Origin of the sequence: Brochothrix campestris FSL F6-1037 (assembly GCF_000525915.1) — a bacterium.
Taxonomy (GTDB): Bacteria; Bacillota; Bacilli; order Lactobacillales; family Listeriaceae; genus Brochothrix; species Brochothrix campestris.
Genome location: NZ_AODH01000025.1, coordinates 1 through 14,822 on the forward strand (window position 1 = coordinate 1; position 14,822 = coordinate 14,822).

Genomic DNA, 14,822 nt, shown 5'->3' on the forward strand with positions numbered 1-14,822 from the left:
AGCACGTGACTTTCCATTTTCATAAAGCTTCACCATTTGCAGTTTAAATTCAGGCGTAAATGTTCGACGTTGACGTGGCATAGTAGCACACTCCTTTTTATTAGTAGTCTTAGTTTACAAGCCCTCATTTATTCTGTCTAACTTAGTGTAGCCTATCCAATATTCGTTGTATTATATAGAAAACTAGTTCATGCAAACAAACCAACCAACTATTCTACACCTTTATTATAACGAATACAGATGTTTGGTTCTATAATTTGAAAAATTGATAATATCGAATCCGATTCACTTAACTGAGTTAAGTGAATCATCTCTGAGTGGAAATGGTCTATCAATTCTTTTTATACGCAAAAAAAAGAACCCTCTCACACTCCGAAAAGTGTTGGGGTTCTAAGTATACCGGCGGTCGGGGTCGAACCGACACGACCTTGCGGTCACAGGATTTTGAGTTTCAGCCAGAGACCCGATTTGATATTCTTACATAAAATTAAATAAGACTTAAGTCATCCATAACCAATTAGAATTGATTACAACTTAGTCTTTCAGGAAACTATTTGGTTACATATAGAAATTAATAGCAAGAACACATTCGCACTATCTCTTTCAATATATCTCTACTTGTATTGATTACTAACAAAGTATAGCATTTATTCAAACGCTTGTCTAGTGAAATTAGGCTAGATGGTTGAATATTTTGATTAGATGTTTATATATCCTCTATCTTTCTGTCTCAAAAAGGTCAGTTGTCATGATTAAGTAGATAGTTCCACCCTCAAATAGTTTTTGAATCAAGACAGAATCAACTCTTTCTAAAGGTATATTCCCTTTCTTGTACCTCAAAGCTCACGATTGTATTTCAATGGATTTTCTTCACTTGTTGTTAAAGACCTATCAGACTAAATAGTAACTAATAACTCAAACCACTTCTTAAACAACCTCTTAATGATGTCCTTTGATTTCTTATTTGGCATTTTAAGCCTTTATTTGTAACTCGTTCTTTCTTCCCTTCCGTTCTAAAGCAACTAATCCAAATTTAGAACGAGAACCGATCTCTTAGGGTACTGGAGCCTGTGCCCCCCTCTTAACGTGAAAAGTAACTCCTTCTTGCTAAATCAGCTAGAGCGTTTTTTCATACTCACATTAGGCAATATGAAATTTAACTTTGATTTTTCATCTTGCCAAGGATGAATTTTCACCACCCCCCACACACATTTTTTTGGAAATTCATACCGAAACAGGTACAGGGAGAAAAAAAGTGTGTGCCCTCACTAAGATAGTGGCATTATTCGCAGTCAGAACAATTCATCTTTCAACTTCCACAAGATGAATTTCAGACAAACAACAAGAACCCAAACCCAACATGCCTTATTTGCTATCGCAAAGCTTCTTATCACCTCTAAGTCTCTTACAACTCATCAAATTAAATACCACTTTCTTCTATTAATAGTGTAATTTTAGCACCTTAGATTATTCTTGCAATTAGAACTACTTTTCTATATCTTAGCTATGCTGATTCTAAAGCATAAATAAGCTTTTCATAATATAGATAAACTGATTGCAAAATAGATGTCTGCTTTTGACCATCTAGCTAAACTGATTTGCATAATAAACTGTAAATGATAACTCTCATTTACAACTTATTTCGAGTTCAGATGCCTAGATAATCGTACAAATAAATAATCGGTCAGTCCTATCTCATCATAAACCCAACATCCAATGTGAACCATAACTGAAATGACCAAATCAACCTTACTTCCTGCAAAACTAAGTTAAACCACAAGGCTAACCCTCAAATATAACTTTCTATATTTCCCATAGATAATTCAAGCTACATTATACCTAATAGATAGAGTAATAAAGCTAACAGGCTACGCATTACCCTGCCCAAAGCTAGATAGACCCCATCAAGTCCTACTGTAGAACAGACGTATTACTCCTGATACCTTTTCGAGGTATAAAGATGGTAAGCCTAGATACAGCAGTCAGATGTAATTTAGTAAACAGTTAGATACATAGTCAGAAAAATTTTAATGAGAGCTGGATGCTTTAGGATAGATAGAAATACGACATAGCTAGGTGCTCTAAAAAGCATCAGATGTTGATTTGTAGGGATTAAACTTTTTTTTGACATTTATTTAGATGTTTTGAATACTATAGAAGTACTAAAGAAACAGTAACATTTATACAAGTTAACAAAGCATAGTTAACCATTTAAGGAGGTGATAGCCACTGAGTAGAACCGCTCAACAGATGAGTACAAGTTGTATGATTTTTCTTCATAAGTTCTTGTTTAAGGAAAATGTACAACTAGTACTAAGTAAAAGCTATACAAGCTTCAAGGTGACGTCTAGATGATTTTTAAAGGCATTGAAGTCGAAGTCAATTAGAAATGCTCTCTAGTGGGGTATTTGGGGCTAGTCGCAGTTTTTAATAACATTCTTTGATGCCTTATGAAACTACGACCCCCTAAAAAATTTTGAACGTCTCTGAAACCCGCTACACCTTAACTCTCTCAAAGGATTCCACCGTTTTTAATGTGAAAAGTCGAGTGTATCAAGGGATTAACACTGGTTTCCTAATAAGAAACCAAGCCCTTAAAGCAATCGACGCCCTTTTAAAGAGAAATTAATGTGTAGTAAGGACTTGAGTTATAAAAAATTTAAAGAAAAGAGGCAATAATGATGCATAACAAAAAGAAGAATGCAGGTCTTAGAGCAAGAAATTGGACACTTATCATTTATCTAGATAGTGCACCAGAAAACTGGAAAGAGATATTAACAGAGACTGGTGTCCCTTGGGCACATAGTCCACTACATGATAAAGATGTAGATGTTAATGGTTGTATTCTAAAACCACATTATCATGTAGTTATCAAATTTTCTCTACTGAAGTCTTATCAGCAAATGCTTAAACTAACTGGTAAACTACGTGCTCCAAATCCTCAAGTCTGTGTTTCACTCGTTGGTTCAGTTGTTCACTTTACTCATAGTAATAAATCAGATAAAGAAAAATATCAATATGACCAACAAGAGATTGAGTCTTATAACGGTCTTGATATTGAAGAACTACTGAAGCCAACAAAAACAGAGATGAATGAGATTTTAAAAGAAATACGAGCATTCATCATAGAAAATGACATTCAAGAGTTCTGGCGACTCTGTCAATATGCAGATAAAGAAACATCAAATTGGAGCAGAGTTATCAATACTAAACACACTCTTATCAATCAATTCGTTACAAGCTATAGACATAGTCGAGATAAAAGAAAGGAAGTCTTACAGGTAGATGAAATTCAACTTGAGTCAGCTCTATGCCTTCCAACTATAACTACAATTGAAGAGTACAAAAAGAGTCAAAAAAACGCAGAATTACAAGCCTTAGGTGTTAAGGAATACCAAGAATCATACGAATGTCAGTACTCGGTACAAGTATAAGTAAGAGACATTTCACTAATAAAAAATTAATTGATTTACGCTTGATTACACCTAATTAGTATTGGTAATAATCATACTCAGTTTGGTAAATAACTCATTTCAACAGATTCAAATGAGATAGAGCTAGATAATTAATTTAATATAAACCCACAGATTCTACTAAGTAGACTGTGGGTTTAATCTTGTATTTTAAACTCTTATACCGATAAGTAAACCATTTCGTTTAGGACAGGTACTACTTACTCAGAAGGCAAATAAACTCTGCCCTCTTTGATAACTTGAAAACCAAGTCTAATTTGTGAGGTTCGATGACAGAAGTTAACCGATCCAACCATTTAAAAGCTAAGCCTTATAAGTAACTAACCGAGACAGATGATATCTCGCCACTGAATAGTACAATGAAGCGAGTTTGATAATCTCCTCCCCACTCAAACCTATGGTATATAAGCTTTTATAATTTAAAACCTAGGTCAAACCCTTGGTACGAACGATTCCCTTGAAATTAAACCCCGAACCCCTTGAGCCATATAGCTTACAGACACTTTTTGTTCATGAACAAAATCGCATAGGGGGTCGTAGTATAAAAATCTGATTGCACAACCTGAAAAAGTATATAGCCAAATAACTCACTTATCCAATTCATACTCTCACTCTCGAGTACCGACCACAAACACAGTCTCCAAAACAGCGCAAAAAGACGTACACTGACAGTTTAAACTGATAACGATATTTTACATTTAAACACTAATACTCGCTCCTTTACAACGTCGAATCTAGCAATTAGAAATCATTTGAATTAAATATATTCCCAAACAAATCAATTTCATTAGGTAACATAGTAATCTTCATATCGTTAATATATTCTTCATTTATGACTTTTGATTCATCAAATCCATCAATAAGCCAATCTGAATTCCACAGAGAGTTTTCACTGGGGTTTTTAATTTTTTTACAAATTTTTTGAGTTATATGCTTTATCTCTGTCATCAACTATCGAAAGCCGTTGAAGCCATAGTTCTACAAAATCTGTATTCGGTGTAGACTCAAATTTACAAGTTATCTTATCAATGATGTCTGATATCCTATCCTTCTCAATTAAAGTCACTAATTTACTTAATATCACAACACAATGTTCGATTGTATTGGGATTTTTCATCATTATATCTATTGTTATACTAATAAGCTGATTTATATCATTAGGTGTGGAGTCTAATTCACTAATTCTATACTTATATATATCAGATAATGCACGTCTTATGCTTCCAGAATGGGGGTACTTATCAGCTAATAGTTTAATTTGAATCAAATGTTTTTGAATACTCAATTTGAAGGCTATCTTACCTGATTCTTTATACTCTAGACTAGAACGCTTTACGTCCCAATATAATTTATCTGGCTTAATAGCATCTTTAATTATGTCACTAGAAATAAAAGTCTTACTTGTATTGAGTTTCATATTTATTTCAGCTAAGGTTTCAGATAGTGCCTTAATAATCCTTTCAACAGTATCTTTACTATTAGAAAAAATCCTATAATCATCTCTGTATCTCATAATATAAAAGTCTGATAAATTTAACTCCTTTAAACTAGCTGTTAACTTTGAATCAGCATAGCTTAACACAACTTCGGCAATAAAATCCATTAAAACACTACCTTGAGGAATTCCATTTGTTTGACCATGCCTCATATGTGTTATCTTTGCATCAATTTTATTACCAATACCTTTATGTTGACTTCTATTTTCTGACAATTTAGCCCACTCTTTTGTGTGGATAGCCCACGAAATAGTGTGTGTATAGATTGAATCATAGCAATTAGATACATCTGTATGACCACAATACTCATACTTAATAGCATGTCTAATTTGTGCCTGTTCTAAATTTTCCCACCAATTTAAGATAACTTCTGCTTTGTCACTCTTTTCCGAACGTGACTCTATTGGAAGTGAAATACACTCAACTAAAGAATCTGTATGAAGTTGTTTAACTCTTTCACAGATCACTTTCCAATCATCCTTCTTTGTAATAAGATTAACCAAATCTACATAAAGTAAAGGATGTATTAACTCAATAGGCCTCCAAGCATAATTACCATCTTTATTAGCTAAAATTAGGTGATTAACATTTTCATGGGTTGATAATTGCTTTTTCTTATCATCTATACTAAGTTTTTGAATGCTTTTTTTTCTTCAACATGTCTTTGGCGACATTCAATATTGCTCCCATATCAAGATAAACTGGAAGACTTGAGGTTATATAACTTTCACTTTTTAACAAAAAAGCTTTTGCCTCATTATTTGTCATTTCTATAATACTTTTTCTAGTTTTTTTCATGGTAGTCTCCTTATTAGAATCATTAATATAGCTTTACTCACAGTTGTTCTTGTAATTTATTATACTACAATCAACTATTCGAAGATAACACCATTCTACATTTAAAGACTAGCACTCGCTCGCTTACAATGCCACAATTACTAATTAGAAGGAATAGCTTAAGCACCCCTAGTAAGTGAGTTAGGGTACTTTCTATTTTTGAATATAATTAAACCTAACCTAGCTACTCCTAACTAATTTAAACAGTCTCATATACTAAAAATCGTTTGCTTTTCAATTACCCACATGAGAAAATATTCATGTGAGGAAAGGTGGTAAATTGAGGACGGTATAATAATAATGACAGATTCAAAACGAACACAAGCCGAAGGTTTGGCAAAACAAGGAATTAGAGCTAAGAAAGTAACAGCCCACTTACTAATCTGTGGACTCGTATTATCAAGTTTAGCACTCCCTTTAACTTCCGTGTTAGCTCAAGAAACAAATGAGACAACAACGAGCAATCAAGCTAACCAAGAAACAGAACAAACAGCTACAGAAAAAGAAGTACCAGTAGCTTCCGAAACACCTAAATTAGAATCAGAAGCACCAGTTGCAGTTGAACCACAAGTCCCTGAGATATCAGAGAACGACTCAGAGACTCCAACAGAAGTAGAAAGAACCTACCATTTAGGAAGTGATGGGTTTTGGTATGCTGATGACAGAGAAGAACATATAGGTATTAATAATTATGTCGATATAGATTTCACCTTCACAGATAAAGAAACTGGTGAAGTTCTCGCCACTTTGAAGGAAGATAAATACTATTTTGATGTGGAATCTGGATTTTTTGTAGATTTAACTACAATAGGAGTTGATACCACTAATTATGGGCTTTTACTTGATTCACAAGAAGTAATTAAAAATCTGCATAATCCTATACTAGTAAATGGTCAACCTACTGAATATTATTCTCTCCTTTCATTTAAAAAAGCAGAACTATTTAATGACGGAGCTGGCAAGATGACATTAGTAGTGCCACTAGATAGATTATCTGACACACTACCACCAACTATTGACGAAGAAAATAGACCTGTACTAAAGGAAACAATCACAGAAGCTAAGACATACTTGGATAAAGATAAGTATCAAGCAAAATATGTGGACGCTTTAGACACAGCAATCAAATCAGGTGAACAAGCATTAACTGATAACCCTCAAGTACAAGCACGTACCTTGGTGGATAACACTTCAACTAATGAAAAAGTATTCCAAGAACACATTGATGCAATCAATAGTGCTTTAGCTGATGTAAAAGCTAATCCATTATCTAACCCAGTTGACCCTGTAGACCCTACCGATCCTGTAGACCCTACTAATCCTGTAGACCCTGCTAACCCTGTAGACCAAGTTAAACCAGGAACTACAAATGTATCAACTAAACCAAACAAAAAGGTTGCCTCAAAAGACAATTCAACTAACACTCTTCCACAAACTGGTGAGTCAAACAACCCATTAATCAATTCATTGGGATTTGGTTCAATCGCAATTGCCACATTGGCATGGTTCTTCAAGCGTAAACGCACTTAATTACAACTTGTAAACCTTTAATTGAACCAAAAAGGAGGACAGAACTTTTGAAAGCATTATTAATTACTTTTCTCATTGGGGTATTTTTCTTTGGTGTACTAACAGGCATACCTGTAGGTAGTGTTTTATTGTACGGTATACTACTTTTAATCGCAGTCATCGTCTTTAAAGGAATGCTATTTAAAAACATGGTGAAAAAAGATGCAGAATTTGACAGTAGATACTCCAAGCATTACAGAAAATACCGCAACAAGTTCGACAGATAAGAAAACAAGTAGTAAAGGAGTAGATTAAGTGAATAAAGATTCAGATAAAAATAGTTTGATACACAGGATAAACTACAAGGTGACAATGTGGATGATGACTGGAAAGATACCAAGTGATGAACACAATACAACTCATAATCATGGCTTTAGCTATGTTGCGATATTCAAGATAGTAAATCTCTTAGCTGCGATACTCGTATTCATCATTGCTTTTTTAGTTGAGCAATCTCTGTTTCTTTTTGGATATGGTGCACCCGGAATCATTTTGTTGGGGTTGTTAAATCTAGTTATTGCTTTTATAGTATACTGGATACTGACTCTACCCATTAAGCTGTTTGAAAATATAGCTATTATAGCGAAAAACAGCACTGATATAAGAAATAAGCTGTACAAATAACATTTCCAACCACTAAAACAACTAAAATAACACCATACTTTCCTCACACGAGGGGTCATTTGATTAAAAAGACCCATCCACTCGAGGAGTGTAGCCTAAGCATTATTTTTTAAAGAATAACATCCCTACATACCCCTCAACGTCCTCAGAATAGCTCTAAAGCGAATTTCCCTGTCCTTCCCATATGATAACATTTAATTTGGAAACAACGCTTAAAACCGTTTTTCTAGCTTTTAAAGGCGTCTCCTAAAATCCTATCTGACCAACAAAATCATCTAACTTTCCAATTAATAACTAGCCTTACCCAAACTAAGTTTGTTTTCATTCTTACTCATCAAGCTAATGTAAACGCATACAGGTTGTTGTTTAATTTTAAGAAGCATAAGAAAATAGCTCTACCATAGGGGTTTAGCCTACGGCAGAGCTATTTTTGCATTTTCGGCACTAGTATTCATTCAATACTAGATCATATGGGGTCTTTTTAATCAAATGACCCCTACCAAACCTTTGATTGACAAGGGCTAGCTTCTTATCGCAAGCTAAGTAGGGGCATTTTTCCAAAAAGTCCTTAAAATAACCCATCGAAGGAGACTAGAACCATGGCACAAAGACAGAATCATAATGTACAACCCATCAAGGACTCAATCATTCTCAAACAGGTACAGGACACACTTTTAAACAACTTCAAGGCAGGCAGACGAAACTACACAATCTTCCAATTCGGGAAAGCGACCTTATTACGAGTAAGTGACGTCTTATCCCTCGAGTATTCAGACGTGTTCACAGAATCAGGGGTACTCAAAGAACGTGCACACACAAAAGACCAAAAGACAGGTAAACCAAATACACTCTACTTAAAGCCACTAGAAAAAGACCTTATCATTTATCATGACTACTTGAAAGAACAAGGCATAAAAAGTAAATGGCTCTTCCCCTCCTCTACCAATCCAGACAACTGCATAACTAGAAAGCAATACTACAAAATCATGGACAAGACAGGCGACTTATTAGGACTTAACTATCTTGGTACTCACACGATGAGAAAAACTGGAGCTTATAGAGTATATGAACAAACTAAATATGATATTGGGTTTGTCATGAAGCTGCTTAACCATTCAGACCAAAAATCAACACTTAGTTACCTAGGCTTAGACGAAGTCACAAAAGAAGCAGTATTAGACGAAATTAATTTTGGTTAACCTAGATAAGACAGCTCACGAGTTGTCTTATTTATTTTGCCTTCTTTGGGGTACTGAACTCTGATTATAATTATTTGACTTGTATCTTCCAGCTTGTCGAATAGATATACTCACGGATCACTTGATTTTAAATCTCACTCAACCCAACTGACACAAACTCATTTTACTGTAACTTATACTTAATTTTCCAGTCAATTATTTACTGTCATTTTAACTTTAGAACAAAGAGCTAATGAATCAGATAAATCAACTTAGATTTTCAGTTATTTTGCTTCTTTATCTTGGGGTACTCAGAAGTTGTTTTCACTACCCTAGATATTGATTTTCACCTTAGGTGAAATCGTCTAACTCTGATACTAAAAGACCCTACTCGCTTTTAACTTCCGATGCTCTTTTGACCAGTATATAAAGAAATATTTTAGGATAAAGGGGCTGGACTTTAATTCAGATGTTTTAAATAATTATTTAAGTCAGTTAGAACTGATTTAAAACTATTATATCGGAGGAAAACAAACATGAATATTCCATTAATAAACAAACAAGGTTTAATCAACTTAGGTTATGGACATTGCACAGCAGAACGAATCATTAAACAAACTAAAGCTCAATTAGTTGAAGAAGGAATCACTTTTTACGACAATAAACGACTAGGTCTTGTACCAGTTATAACAGTTGAAGGTATGCTTGGAATTAAAATACCGTTAGAACTAGAAGGAGTGTGCTAATAATGTCAGTCACAAAAGAAAAAGGTAAAGACACATGGAAACTAGATATCTCTAAGGGGTACAATGCTGTTACTGGCAAGCGAAACCGATTCATTAAAAGGAATATAAAGACCCGTAAGGAGGCTTTAGAATTAGAAAGTTACTACAGAATGACGAAATATGGTGACTACTCTACTATTAAGGGAGCTTCACTCGACATCTTATACGAGATAATGAAAGCTGAAGACAAGAAAAAAACAACGCAAAGAGAGCTATATTTCATCGCAAAACGGTAATTATAATAAACACTTTTCACCCTACTTCAAACACGCAACCATTGGCCTTTTAACCTACAAAGATATTGACGCATTCAGAGAAACATTGTTAGATAAAGATTTAACTAACAACACTGTCAATAAACAAATGATCTTAATGAAAAAACTATTAGACATTGCCGTTAAGGAAGGCTTTCTTAATGAAAACCCCTGTTCTCAGATTAAAAGACTGCCAGTACCTAAGCATAAGATGAACTACTGGACTGTAAAAGATTTCCAACAATTTTTGACCTTACTAGAACCAGATGATAGCTCATATAAATTAATTTTCAAGGTGCTTTTTTCAACTGGTATGCGTATTGGTGAATTGCTAGGGTTAACGTGGAAAGACATCGACTTTAACAGAAAAGAAATTGACGTAAATAAAACACTTATACATCTTCCAGGGAGAACCATACTCAACGAACCAAAAACAGATGCCAGTATACGTAAAATCACAATTCAAAGTAACTTAGCAGATGAATTACAGTCATGGAAAGAGACTCAAACTGCTAGGTTGTCACGATTTACTGATGATGTAGAACAATTACAAGTCTTTCAGTTTGCTCCTAGTATAATCTCTCGATACATGGTAACTAACAAGTATAACGCTATTTTAGAGCGAACAACAGAGCTAAAACGGATTCGGATTCATGACTTTAGGCACTCACATGTTGCCTTATTAATTGAGAATGGAGAAAAGCAATTTCCAATCAAAGAAAGACTCGGTCACGCCTCTATTCAAACGACTTACGACACATATGGACATCTTTACCCAAGTAAGCAAAAAAGCATGTCAGACAAGCTAAATGACCTATTTTAAAAAAGAAAGAGCTTGAACGTAAAAGTAACGTTTAGGCTCTTTCTTTGAGTGTATCAAATATATATTAGTTTAAGACAATTCCTTCAAAAATGTTACCCCTTACTCGAGTTCGACTCAATCAATTTTAGTAACAAACTGTTAAAACACTGTTTATCTGTTTCTAAATTACCAAAGAATACATTATCAATCCCCTCAACCAAAGGCAAAGCTTTAGATAAAACTACTCTTCCCTCTTCTGTAAGCATAATTGACTTAGCTCTAGTGTCAACTGATGATTCTTGACGAAACAATAATTTTGTCTTTTCTAAATTTCTAATGATTGTAGATACTGTCATTACATCAATATCAGCTTGTTTAGAAATATCTACCTGTGATACTTCTTTATTTCTTTGACTAAGATAACCTAAAGATGCAAGTACTGTGAACTGCGGATGAGTTAGATTCACAGTTTTTAATTCATCTTTAATTAGTTTATGCCAAAGGTTATACACCTTTATAAATGATAGACCAGTTGATTCATTAGGTGTACTCTGAAAATCAGATGATAAGCTACTATCCATTTGCAACCTCTAAAAGTGAAAATACAGATTTAGGAACAGAAGAAAACACTTGAGAAACAAGACCTAAATCTTCAGATATAGCCTTTCTGTTAAGTGGTACAAATTCAACTGAGTGTTTTACTAATGTTTTGTCATCAATCTTAGAAATTTCATGACTAAAATAGATTTCTCCAATAGATGGAATAATTGTCTTATTAGTAAATTCCTTATTAGTCGTAACAGACTCTAAAACAAACGTTACCTGAGGACGTCCTACTAACTTCATAGTGCCATGTGTACCTGTTTTAAATTCACTTTCTAATGATATATCTTCTAAGTCAGACTCCCATGAGAACCATTTATTTACATCTTCGTATAGCCCCCAAACTTGCTCAAGTGTTGCATCTGTTTTTAATTCAAAACTAAATTTCATTGTAATAGCCTTCTCTCTTTTTATAGTAAGTACACTTATAGTATAAACACTTATTAAATAGGTGTCAATGATTTATTTTGAATTAATAGATATTAGTGTTGTAAAGTGAATACACATGCATACCTTCATTCACACGACTTACGACACATATGGACATCTTTACCCAAGTAAGTAGAAAAGCATGTCAGACAAGTTAAATGACCTCTTTTAACACAAGCCATAACCCACAATAAGCCACTCATTCCCTAACGAATTGAGTGGCTTATTGTGGGTTAGTTATAAAAATAATTAGTAAGGTAAAATCGAATTAGTTATCCTTACATTTTCAAAGCCATTGCTAGAAAGAAGTGAGTTAACTACTGAATATTCAACGTCACTACCAGTTTGAATAATTACTTCAGAAAGCATTCGTCCCATTAATCCACAAGAAACAAAAGGAACATCATCTACATAAAATTCAGGAGCTACTTGATTGCCATCTGTAATATTTAAAATGATAAACCTTCCCTCTTCTTCTTGGTATAACAGAGGGTTCTTTAACATGACTGCATATAAGAGTAGAGCCTTTAGACAATTATTCATAATTTCTTCCATATCTGGTGGGTCAAACTGCATGTTCCTTGACGATCTTAACCACTGAACTAAAACTACAGATAGCCTTTTCTTTTGTTCTTCTTGATTATATAGAACTTTTAAAGGGAAAACATACGCACTACCTACTGTATAGTCCATTAGATTATCTTTCCCATTTGAAAAATGGGTACCCAACTCTTCCATTAAAACCTTGGTATTCATTTTTAGCGCAACACCTTTTTTATTTCCATAATTGCCCCATAAAGCCTGAGAAGCTTCATTTTCAGAGAAAGACCACAGGTATATATCAAATTTAACGCCTTGAATTATACTTTTGAAATCACTTATTTCACTATCGCTAGCTCCTAATTCTTTAAGTAAGGATTCACTTAATTCGTAAGTATAACTAAATTCTTTTGGGTCATTCATATAAGATTTGCTTTTAATCCAAAACTTTTTTCCTGTAACAATAGAAGCTAAATTATCATAGCTTGTATAATGATATAATTCAGTGTTATCCTCAATTAGAAAGTCTTTAGCAATATTTACAGGATGTGCATATTTTTGAAATTCAGAATTTTCATCATACATTTCTATCAATGCTTGTTCACCATCTTTAGGTAACCTTTCAAGTGCTCTTCTAAGGTCATTAGGCAATATAGAAAAATCAACTAAGTCTTTAAGTCTTTTCTCCAACTCTATCCCTTCCTTCATCACAATTATTCTTCTTAAGATAATTAAAGTATACCATATATATCGGAAACATTTATGGCTCAAATTGGAGACTCTCCTAAAAATAACCAAGACAAAAAGAAGAGCACCAACGTAAGATACACGTTGATACTCTAAGGATACCGGCGACGAGACTTGAACTCGTACGCCCTTGCGGGCACTGGATTTTGAGTCCAGCGCGTCTGCCATTCCGCCACGCCGGCGTATACTTTATAATGAAGGCGGTAACCGGATTTGAACCGGTGGTGAAGGTTTTGCAGACCTCTGCCTTACCACTTGGCTATACCGCCACATAATAAAAGCGAAAGACGGGATTCGAACCCGCGACCCCCACCTTGGCAAGGTGATGTTCTACCACTGAACTACTTTCGCAAAAAAACTGGGGTGGCAGGGATCGAACCTACGCATGATGGAATCAAAATCCATTGCCTTACCGCTTGGCTACACCCCAAGGATATATATAAATTAATAAAGGCGGATGATGGGGATCGAACCCACGCATGCCTGAACCACAATCAGGTGTGTTAACCACTTCACCACAACCGCCATAATAAATATATTTAAACATCAAAAAAATGGCAGGGACAGTAGGAATCGAACCCACATCAAAGGTGTTGGAGACCTCTATTCTACCGTTAAACTATGTCCCTAAAAATGGTGGAGGAGAGTGGATTCGAACCACTGAACCCTAAGGAACGGATTTACAGTCCGTCGCGTTTAGCCACTTCGCTACTCCTCCATATAGATGTTGCAATGGCTCAGGACAGAGTCGAACTGCCGACACACGGAGCTTCAATCCGTTGCTCTACCAACTGAGCTACTGAGCCATAAAACTAACGGTCTGGACGGGACTCGAACCCGCGACCTCCTGCGTGACAGGCAGGCATTCTAACCAGCTGAACTACCAGACCAAAAACTTGTTTGCAATTGCTTGCAATTGCGGGAGCTGGATTTGAACCAACGACCTTCGGGTTATGAGCCCGACGAGCTACCAGACTGCTCCATCCCGCGATAATAATAATAAAAATGGTGGGGGTTGACGGGCTCGAACCGCCGACCCTCTGCTTGTAAGGCAGATGCTCTCCCAGCTGAGCTAAACCCCCAACTTACTAAACTTGCAACTTATCGAAGATAAGTTATGACCCGTACGGGATTCGAACCCGTGATACCGCCGTGAAAGGGCGGTGTCTTAACCGCTTGACCAACGGGCCTTAAGACACAATTTTTAAACAGATTCACTACGGAGAGTAAGGGATTTGAACCCTTGAGACAGTTTACACTGCCTACACGGTTTCCAACCGTGCTCCTTCAGCCACTCGGACAACTCCCCATATTACTCCGCAAGTAGGGCTCGAACCTACGACAACACGATTAACAGTCGTGTGCTCTACCAACTGAGCTATTGCGGATAAATGCTTGGCAACGTCCTACTCTCACAGGGGGAAACCCCCAACTACCATCGGCGCTAAAGAGCTTAACTACTGTGTTCGGGATGGGAACAGGTGA

General features: G+C 35.3%; 13 protein-coding genes, 14 tRNA genes and 1 rRNA gene. 8 read left to right on the forward strand and 20 right to left on the reverse strand.

Going from position 1 to position 14,822, the window contains the following annotated elements; translation table 11 throughout:
• Positions 1 to 2,678: 2,678 nt before the first annotated feature.
• Positions 2,679 to 3,434 carry a replication protein gene (locus BCAMP_RS06260; RefSeq protein ID WP_084038620.1) on the forward strand — a complete coding sequence of 252 codons (756 nt, stop codon included), beginning with the start codon at positions 2,679 to 2,681 and terminating at the stop codon, positions 3,432 to 3,434.
• Positions 3,435 to 4,383: 949 nt separating this feature from the next.
• Here the strand turns inward: BCAMP_RS06260 and BCAMP_RS06265 are convergent.
• Together BCAMP_RS06265 and BCAMP_RS14325 are read right to left on the reverse strand one after the other, a co-directional pair.
• A complete protein-coding gene (locus BCAMP_RS06265) occupies positions 4,384 to 5,436 on the reverse strand; it encodes an RNA-directed DNA polymerase (RefSeq protein ID WP_232217932.1) in 1,053 nt (350 codons plus the stop codon).
• A 160-nt stretch (positions 5,437 to 5,596) separates the two neighbouring features.
• Entirely contained in the window at positions 5,597 to 5,767 is a 171-nt protein-coding gene (locus BCAMP_RS14325; RefSeq protein WP_232217933.1) for a hypothetical protein, read from the reverse strand.
• A gap of 339 nt (positions 5,768 to 6,106) precedes the next feature.
• Here BCAMP_RS14325 and BCAMP_RS06270 point away from each other — a divergent pair, with 339 nt between their 5' ends.
• The 7 genes from BCAMP_RS06270 to BCAMP_RS06295 all read left to right on the forward strand — a co-directional run bounded on the left by BCAMP_RS06270 (position 6,107) and on the right by BCAMP_RS06295 (position 11,039).
• A complete protein-coding gene (locus BCAMP_RS06270; protein ID WP_035314539.1) occupies positions 6,107 to 7,336 on the forward strand; it encodes an LPXTG cell wall anchor domain-containing protein in 1,230 nt (409 codons plus the stop codon).
• A 47-nt stretch (positions 7,337 to 7,383) separates the two neighbouring features.
• Positions 7,384 to 7,602, forward strand: coding sequence for a hypothetical protein (locus BCAMP_RS06275; protein WP_035314541.1), 219 nt, complete (start codon positions 7,384 to 7,386; stop codon positions 7,600 to 7,602).
• 28 nt (positions 7,603 to 7,630) lie between these two features.
• Positions 7,631 to 7,999: a hypothetical protein gene (locus tag BCAMP_RS06280; protein WP_035314543.1), complete on the forward strand. Its 369-nt coding sequence runs from the start codon at positions 7,631 to 7,633 to the stop codon at positions 7,997 to 7,999.
• A 599-nt stretch (positions 8,000 to 8,598) separates the two neighbouring features.
• Positions 8,599 to 9,198, forward strand: coding sequence for a tyrosine-type recombinase/integrase (locus BCAMP_RS06285; protein ID WP_035314545.1), 600 nt, complete (start codon positions 8,599 to 8,601; stop codon positions 9,196 to 9,198).
• Between the two features lie 515 nt (positions 9,199 to 9,713).
• A complete protein-coding gene (locus tag BCAMP_RS06290) occupies positions 9,714 to 9,923 on the forward strand; it encodes a DUF3173 family protein (RefSeq protein WP_035314547.1) in 210 nt (69 codons plus the stop codon).
• A 2-nt stretch (positions 9,924 to 9,925) separates the two neighbouring features.
• Positions 9,926 to 10,198 carry an Arm DNA-binding domain-containing protein gene (locus BCAMP_RS13835; protein ID WP_198015725.1) on the forward strand — a complete coding sequence of 91 codons (273 nt, stop codon included), beginning with the start codon at positions 9,926 to 9,928 and terminating at the stop codon, positions 10,196 to 10,198.
• Entirely contained in the window at positions 10,179 to 11,039 is an 861-nt protein-coding gene (locus BCAMP_RS06295; protein ID WP_232217934.1) for a tyrosine-type recombinase/integrase, read from the forward strand. Before BCAMP_RS13835 ends, BCAMP_RS06295 begins: the two co-directional genes overlap by 20 nt.
• Before the next feature lie 92 nt (positions 11,040 to 11,131).
• On the opposite strand, the gene BCAMP_RS06300 is transcribed toward BCAMP_RS06295, so the two are convergent.
• The 18 genes from BCAMP_RS06300 to rrf form a co-directional block, all read right to left on the reverse strand.
• Positions 11,132 to 11,599, reverse strand: coding sequence for a MarR family winged helix-turn-helix transcriptional regulator (locus tag BCAMP_RS06300; RefSeq protein ID WP_035314549.1), 468 nt, complete (start codon positions 11,597 to 11,599; stop codon positions 11,132 to 11,134).
• The gene (locus BCAMP_RS06305; RefSeq protein ID WP_035314550.1) at positions 11,592 to 12,011 is read right to left on the reverse strand and encodes an SRPBCC family protein; all 420 of its coding nucleotides are present in this window, start codon (positions 12,009 to 12,011) and stop codon (positions 11,592 to 11,594) included. The genes BCAMP_RS06300 and BCAMP_RS06305 overlap by 8 nt, the downstream gene beginning before the upstream one ends.
• Before the next feature lie 288 nt (positions 12,012 to 12,299).
• The gene (locus BCAMP_RS06310) at positions 12,300 to 13,298 is read right to left on the reverse strand and encodes a DUF2971 domain-containing protein (protein WP_035314551.1); all 999 of its coding nucleotides are present in this window, start codon (positions 13,296 to 13,298) and stop codon (positions 12,300 to 12,302) included.
• Between the two features lie 138 nt (positions 13,299 to 13,436).
• Positions 13,437 to 13,519: transfer RNA gene (locus BCAMP_RS06315), tRNA-Leu, on the reverse strand.
• Positions 13,520 to 13,535: 16 nt separating this feature from the next.
• Positions 13,536 to 13,606: transfer RNA gene (locus BCAMP_RS06320), tRNA-Cys, on the reverse strand.
• A gap of 10 nt (positions 13,607 to 13,616) precedes the next feature.
• Positions 13,617 to 13,688 (reverse strand) — tRNA-Gly (locus tag BCAMP_RS06325).
• Between the two features lie 7 nt (positions 13,689 to 13,695).
• Positions 13,696 to 13,767 (reverse strand) — tRNA-Gln (locus BCAMP_RS06330).
• Between the two features lie 22 nt (positions 13,768 to 13,789).
• A tRNA-His gene (locus BCAMP_RS06335) sits at positions 13,790 to 13,862 on the reverse strand.
• Positions 13,863 to 13,892: 30 nt separating this feature from the next.
• Positions 13,893 to 13,966 (reverse strand) — tRNA-Trp (locus tag BCAMP_RS06340).
• A gap of 5 nt (positions 13,967 to 13,971) precedes the next feature.
• Positions 13,972 to 14,055, reverse strand: a tRNA-Tyr gene (locus BCAMP_RS06345).
• A gap of 15 nt (positions 14,056 to 14,070) precedes the next feature.
• Positions 14,071 to 14,143, reverse strand: a tRNA-Phe gene (locus BCAMP_RS06350).
• Between the two features lie 10 nt (positions 14,144 to 14,153).
• Positions 14,154 to 14,227 (reverse strand) — tRNA-Asp (locus tag BCAMP_RS06355).
• A 26-nt stretch (positions 14,228 to 14,253) separates the two neighbouring features.
• A tRNA-Met gene (locus tag BCAMP_RS06360) sits at positions 14,254 to 14,327 on the reverse strand.
• Between the two features lie 16 nt (positions 14,328 to 14,343).
• A tRNA-Val gene (locus tag BCAMP_RS06365) sits at positions 14,344 to 14,419 on the reverse strand.
• Positions 14,420 to 14,455: 36 nt separating this feature from the next.
• Positions 14,456 to 14,527, reverse strand: a tRNA-Glu gene (locus BCAMP_RS06370).
• A 30-nt stretch (positions 14,528 to 14,557) separates the two neighbouring features.
• A tRNA-Ser gene (locus tag BCAMP_RS06375) sits at positions 14,558 to 14,646 on the reverse strand.
• A gap of 6 nt (positions 14,647 to 14,652) precedes the next feature.
• Positions 14,653 to 14,725 (reverse strand) — tRNA-Asn (locus BCAMP_RS06380).
• 5 nt (positions 14,726 to 14,730) lie between these two features.
• Positions 14,731 to 14,822, reverse strand: a 5S ribosomal RNA gene (gene rrf, locus BCAMP_RS12585); the annotation flags it as partial.

Excerpts from the sequence above, each read along its gene's own strand:
- BCAMP_RS06260 (WP_084038620.1), top strand. The coding sequence starts at position 2,679 with ATGATGCATAACAAAAAGAAGAATGCAGGTCTTAGAGCAAGAAATTGG.
- BCAMP_RS14325 (WP_232217933.1), bottom strand. The coding sequence starts at position 5,767 with ATGAAAAAAACTAGAAAAAGTATTATAGAAATGACAAATAATGAGGCA.
- BCAMP_RS06270 (WP_035314539.1), top strand. The coding sequence starts at position 6,107 with ATGACAGATTCAAAACGAACACAAGCCGAAGGTTTGGCAAAACAAGGA.
- BCAMP_RS06285 (WP_035314545.1), top strand. The coding sequence starts at position 8,599 with ATGGCACAAAGACAGAATCATAATGTACAACCCATCAAGGACTCAATC.
- BCAMP_RS06290 (WP_035314547.1), top strand. The coding sequence starts at position 9,714 with ATGAATATTCCATTAATAAACAAACAAGGTTTAATCAACTTAGGTTAT.
- BCAMP_RS13835 (WP_198015725.1), top strand. The coding sequence starts at position 9,926 with ATGTCAGTCACAAAAGAAAAAGGTAAAGACACATGGAAACTAGATATC.
- BCAMP_RS06300 (WP_035314549.1), bottom strand. The coding sequence starts at position 11,599 with ATGGATAGTAGCTTATCATCTGATTTTCAGAGTACACCTAATGAATCA.
- BCAMP_RS06305 (WP_035314550.1), bottom strand. The coding sequence starts at position 12,011 with ATGAAATTTAGTTTTGAATTAAAAACAGATGCAACACTTGAGCAAGTT.
- BCAMP_RS06310 (WP_035314551.1), bottom strand. The coding sequence starts at position 13,298 with ATGAAGGAAGGGATAGAGTTGGAGAAAAGACTTAAAGACTTAGTTGAT.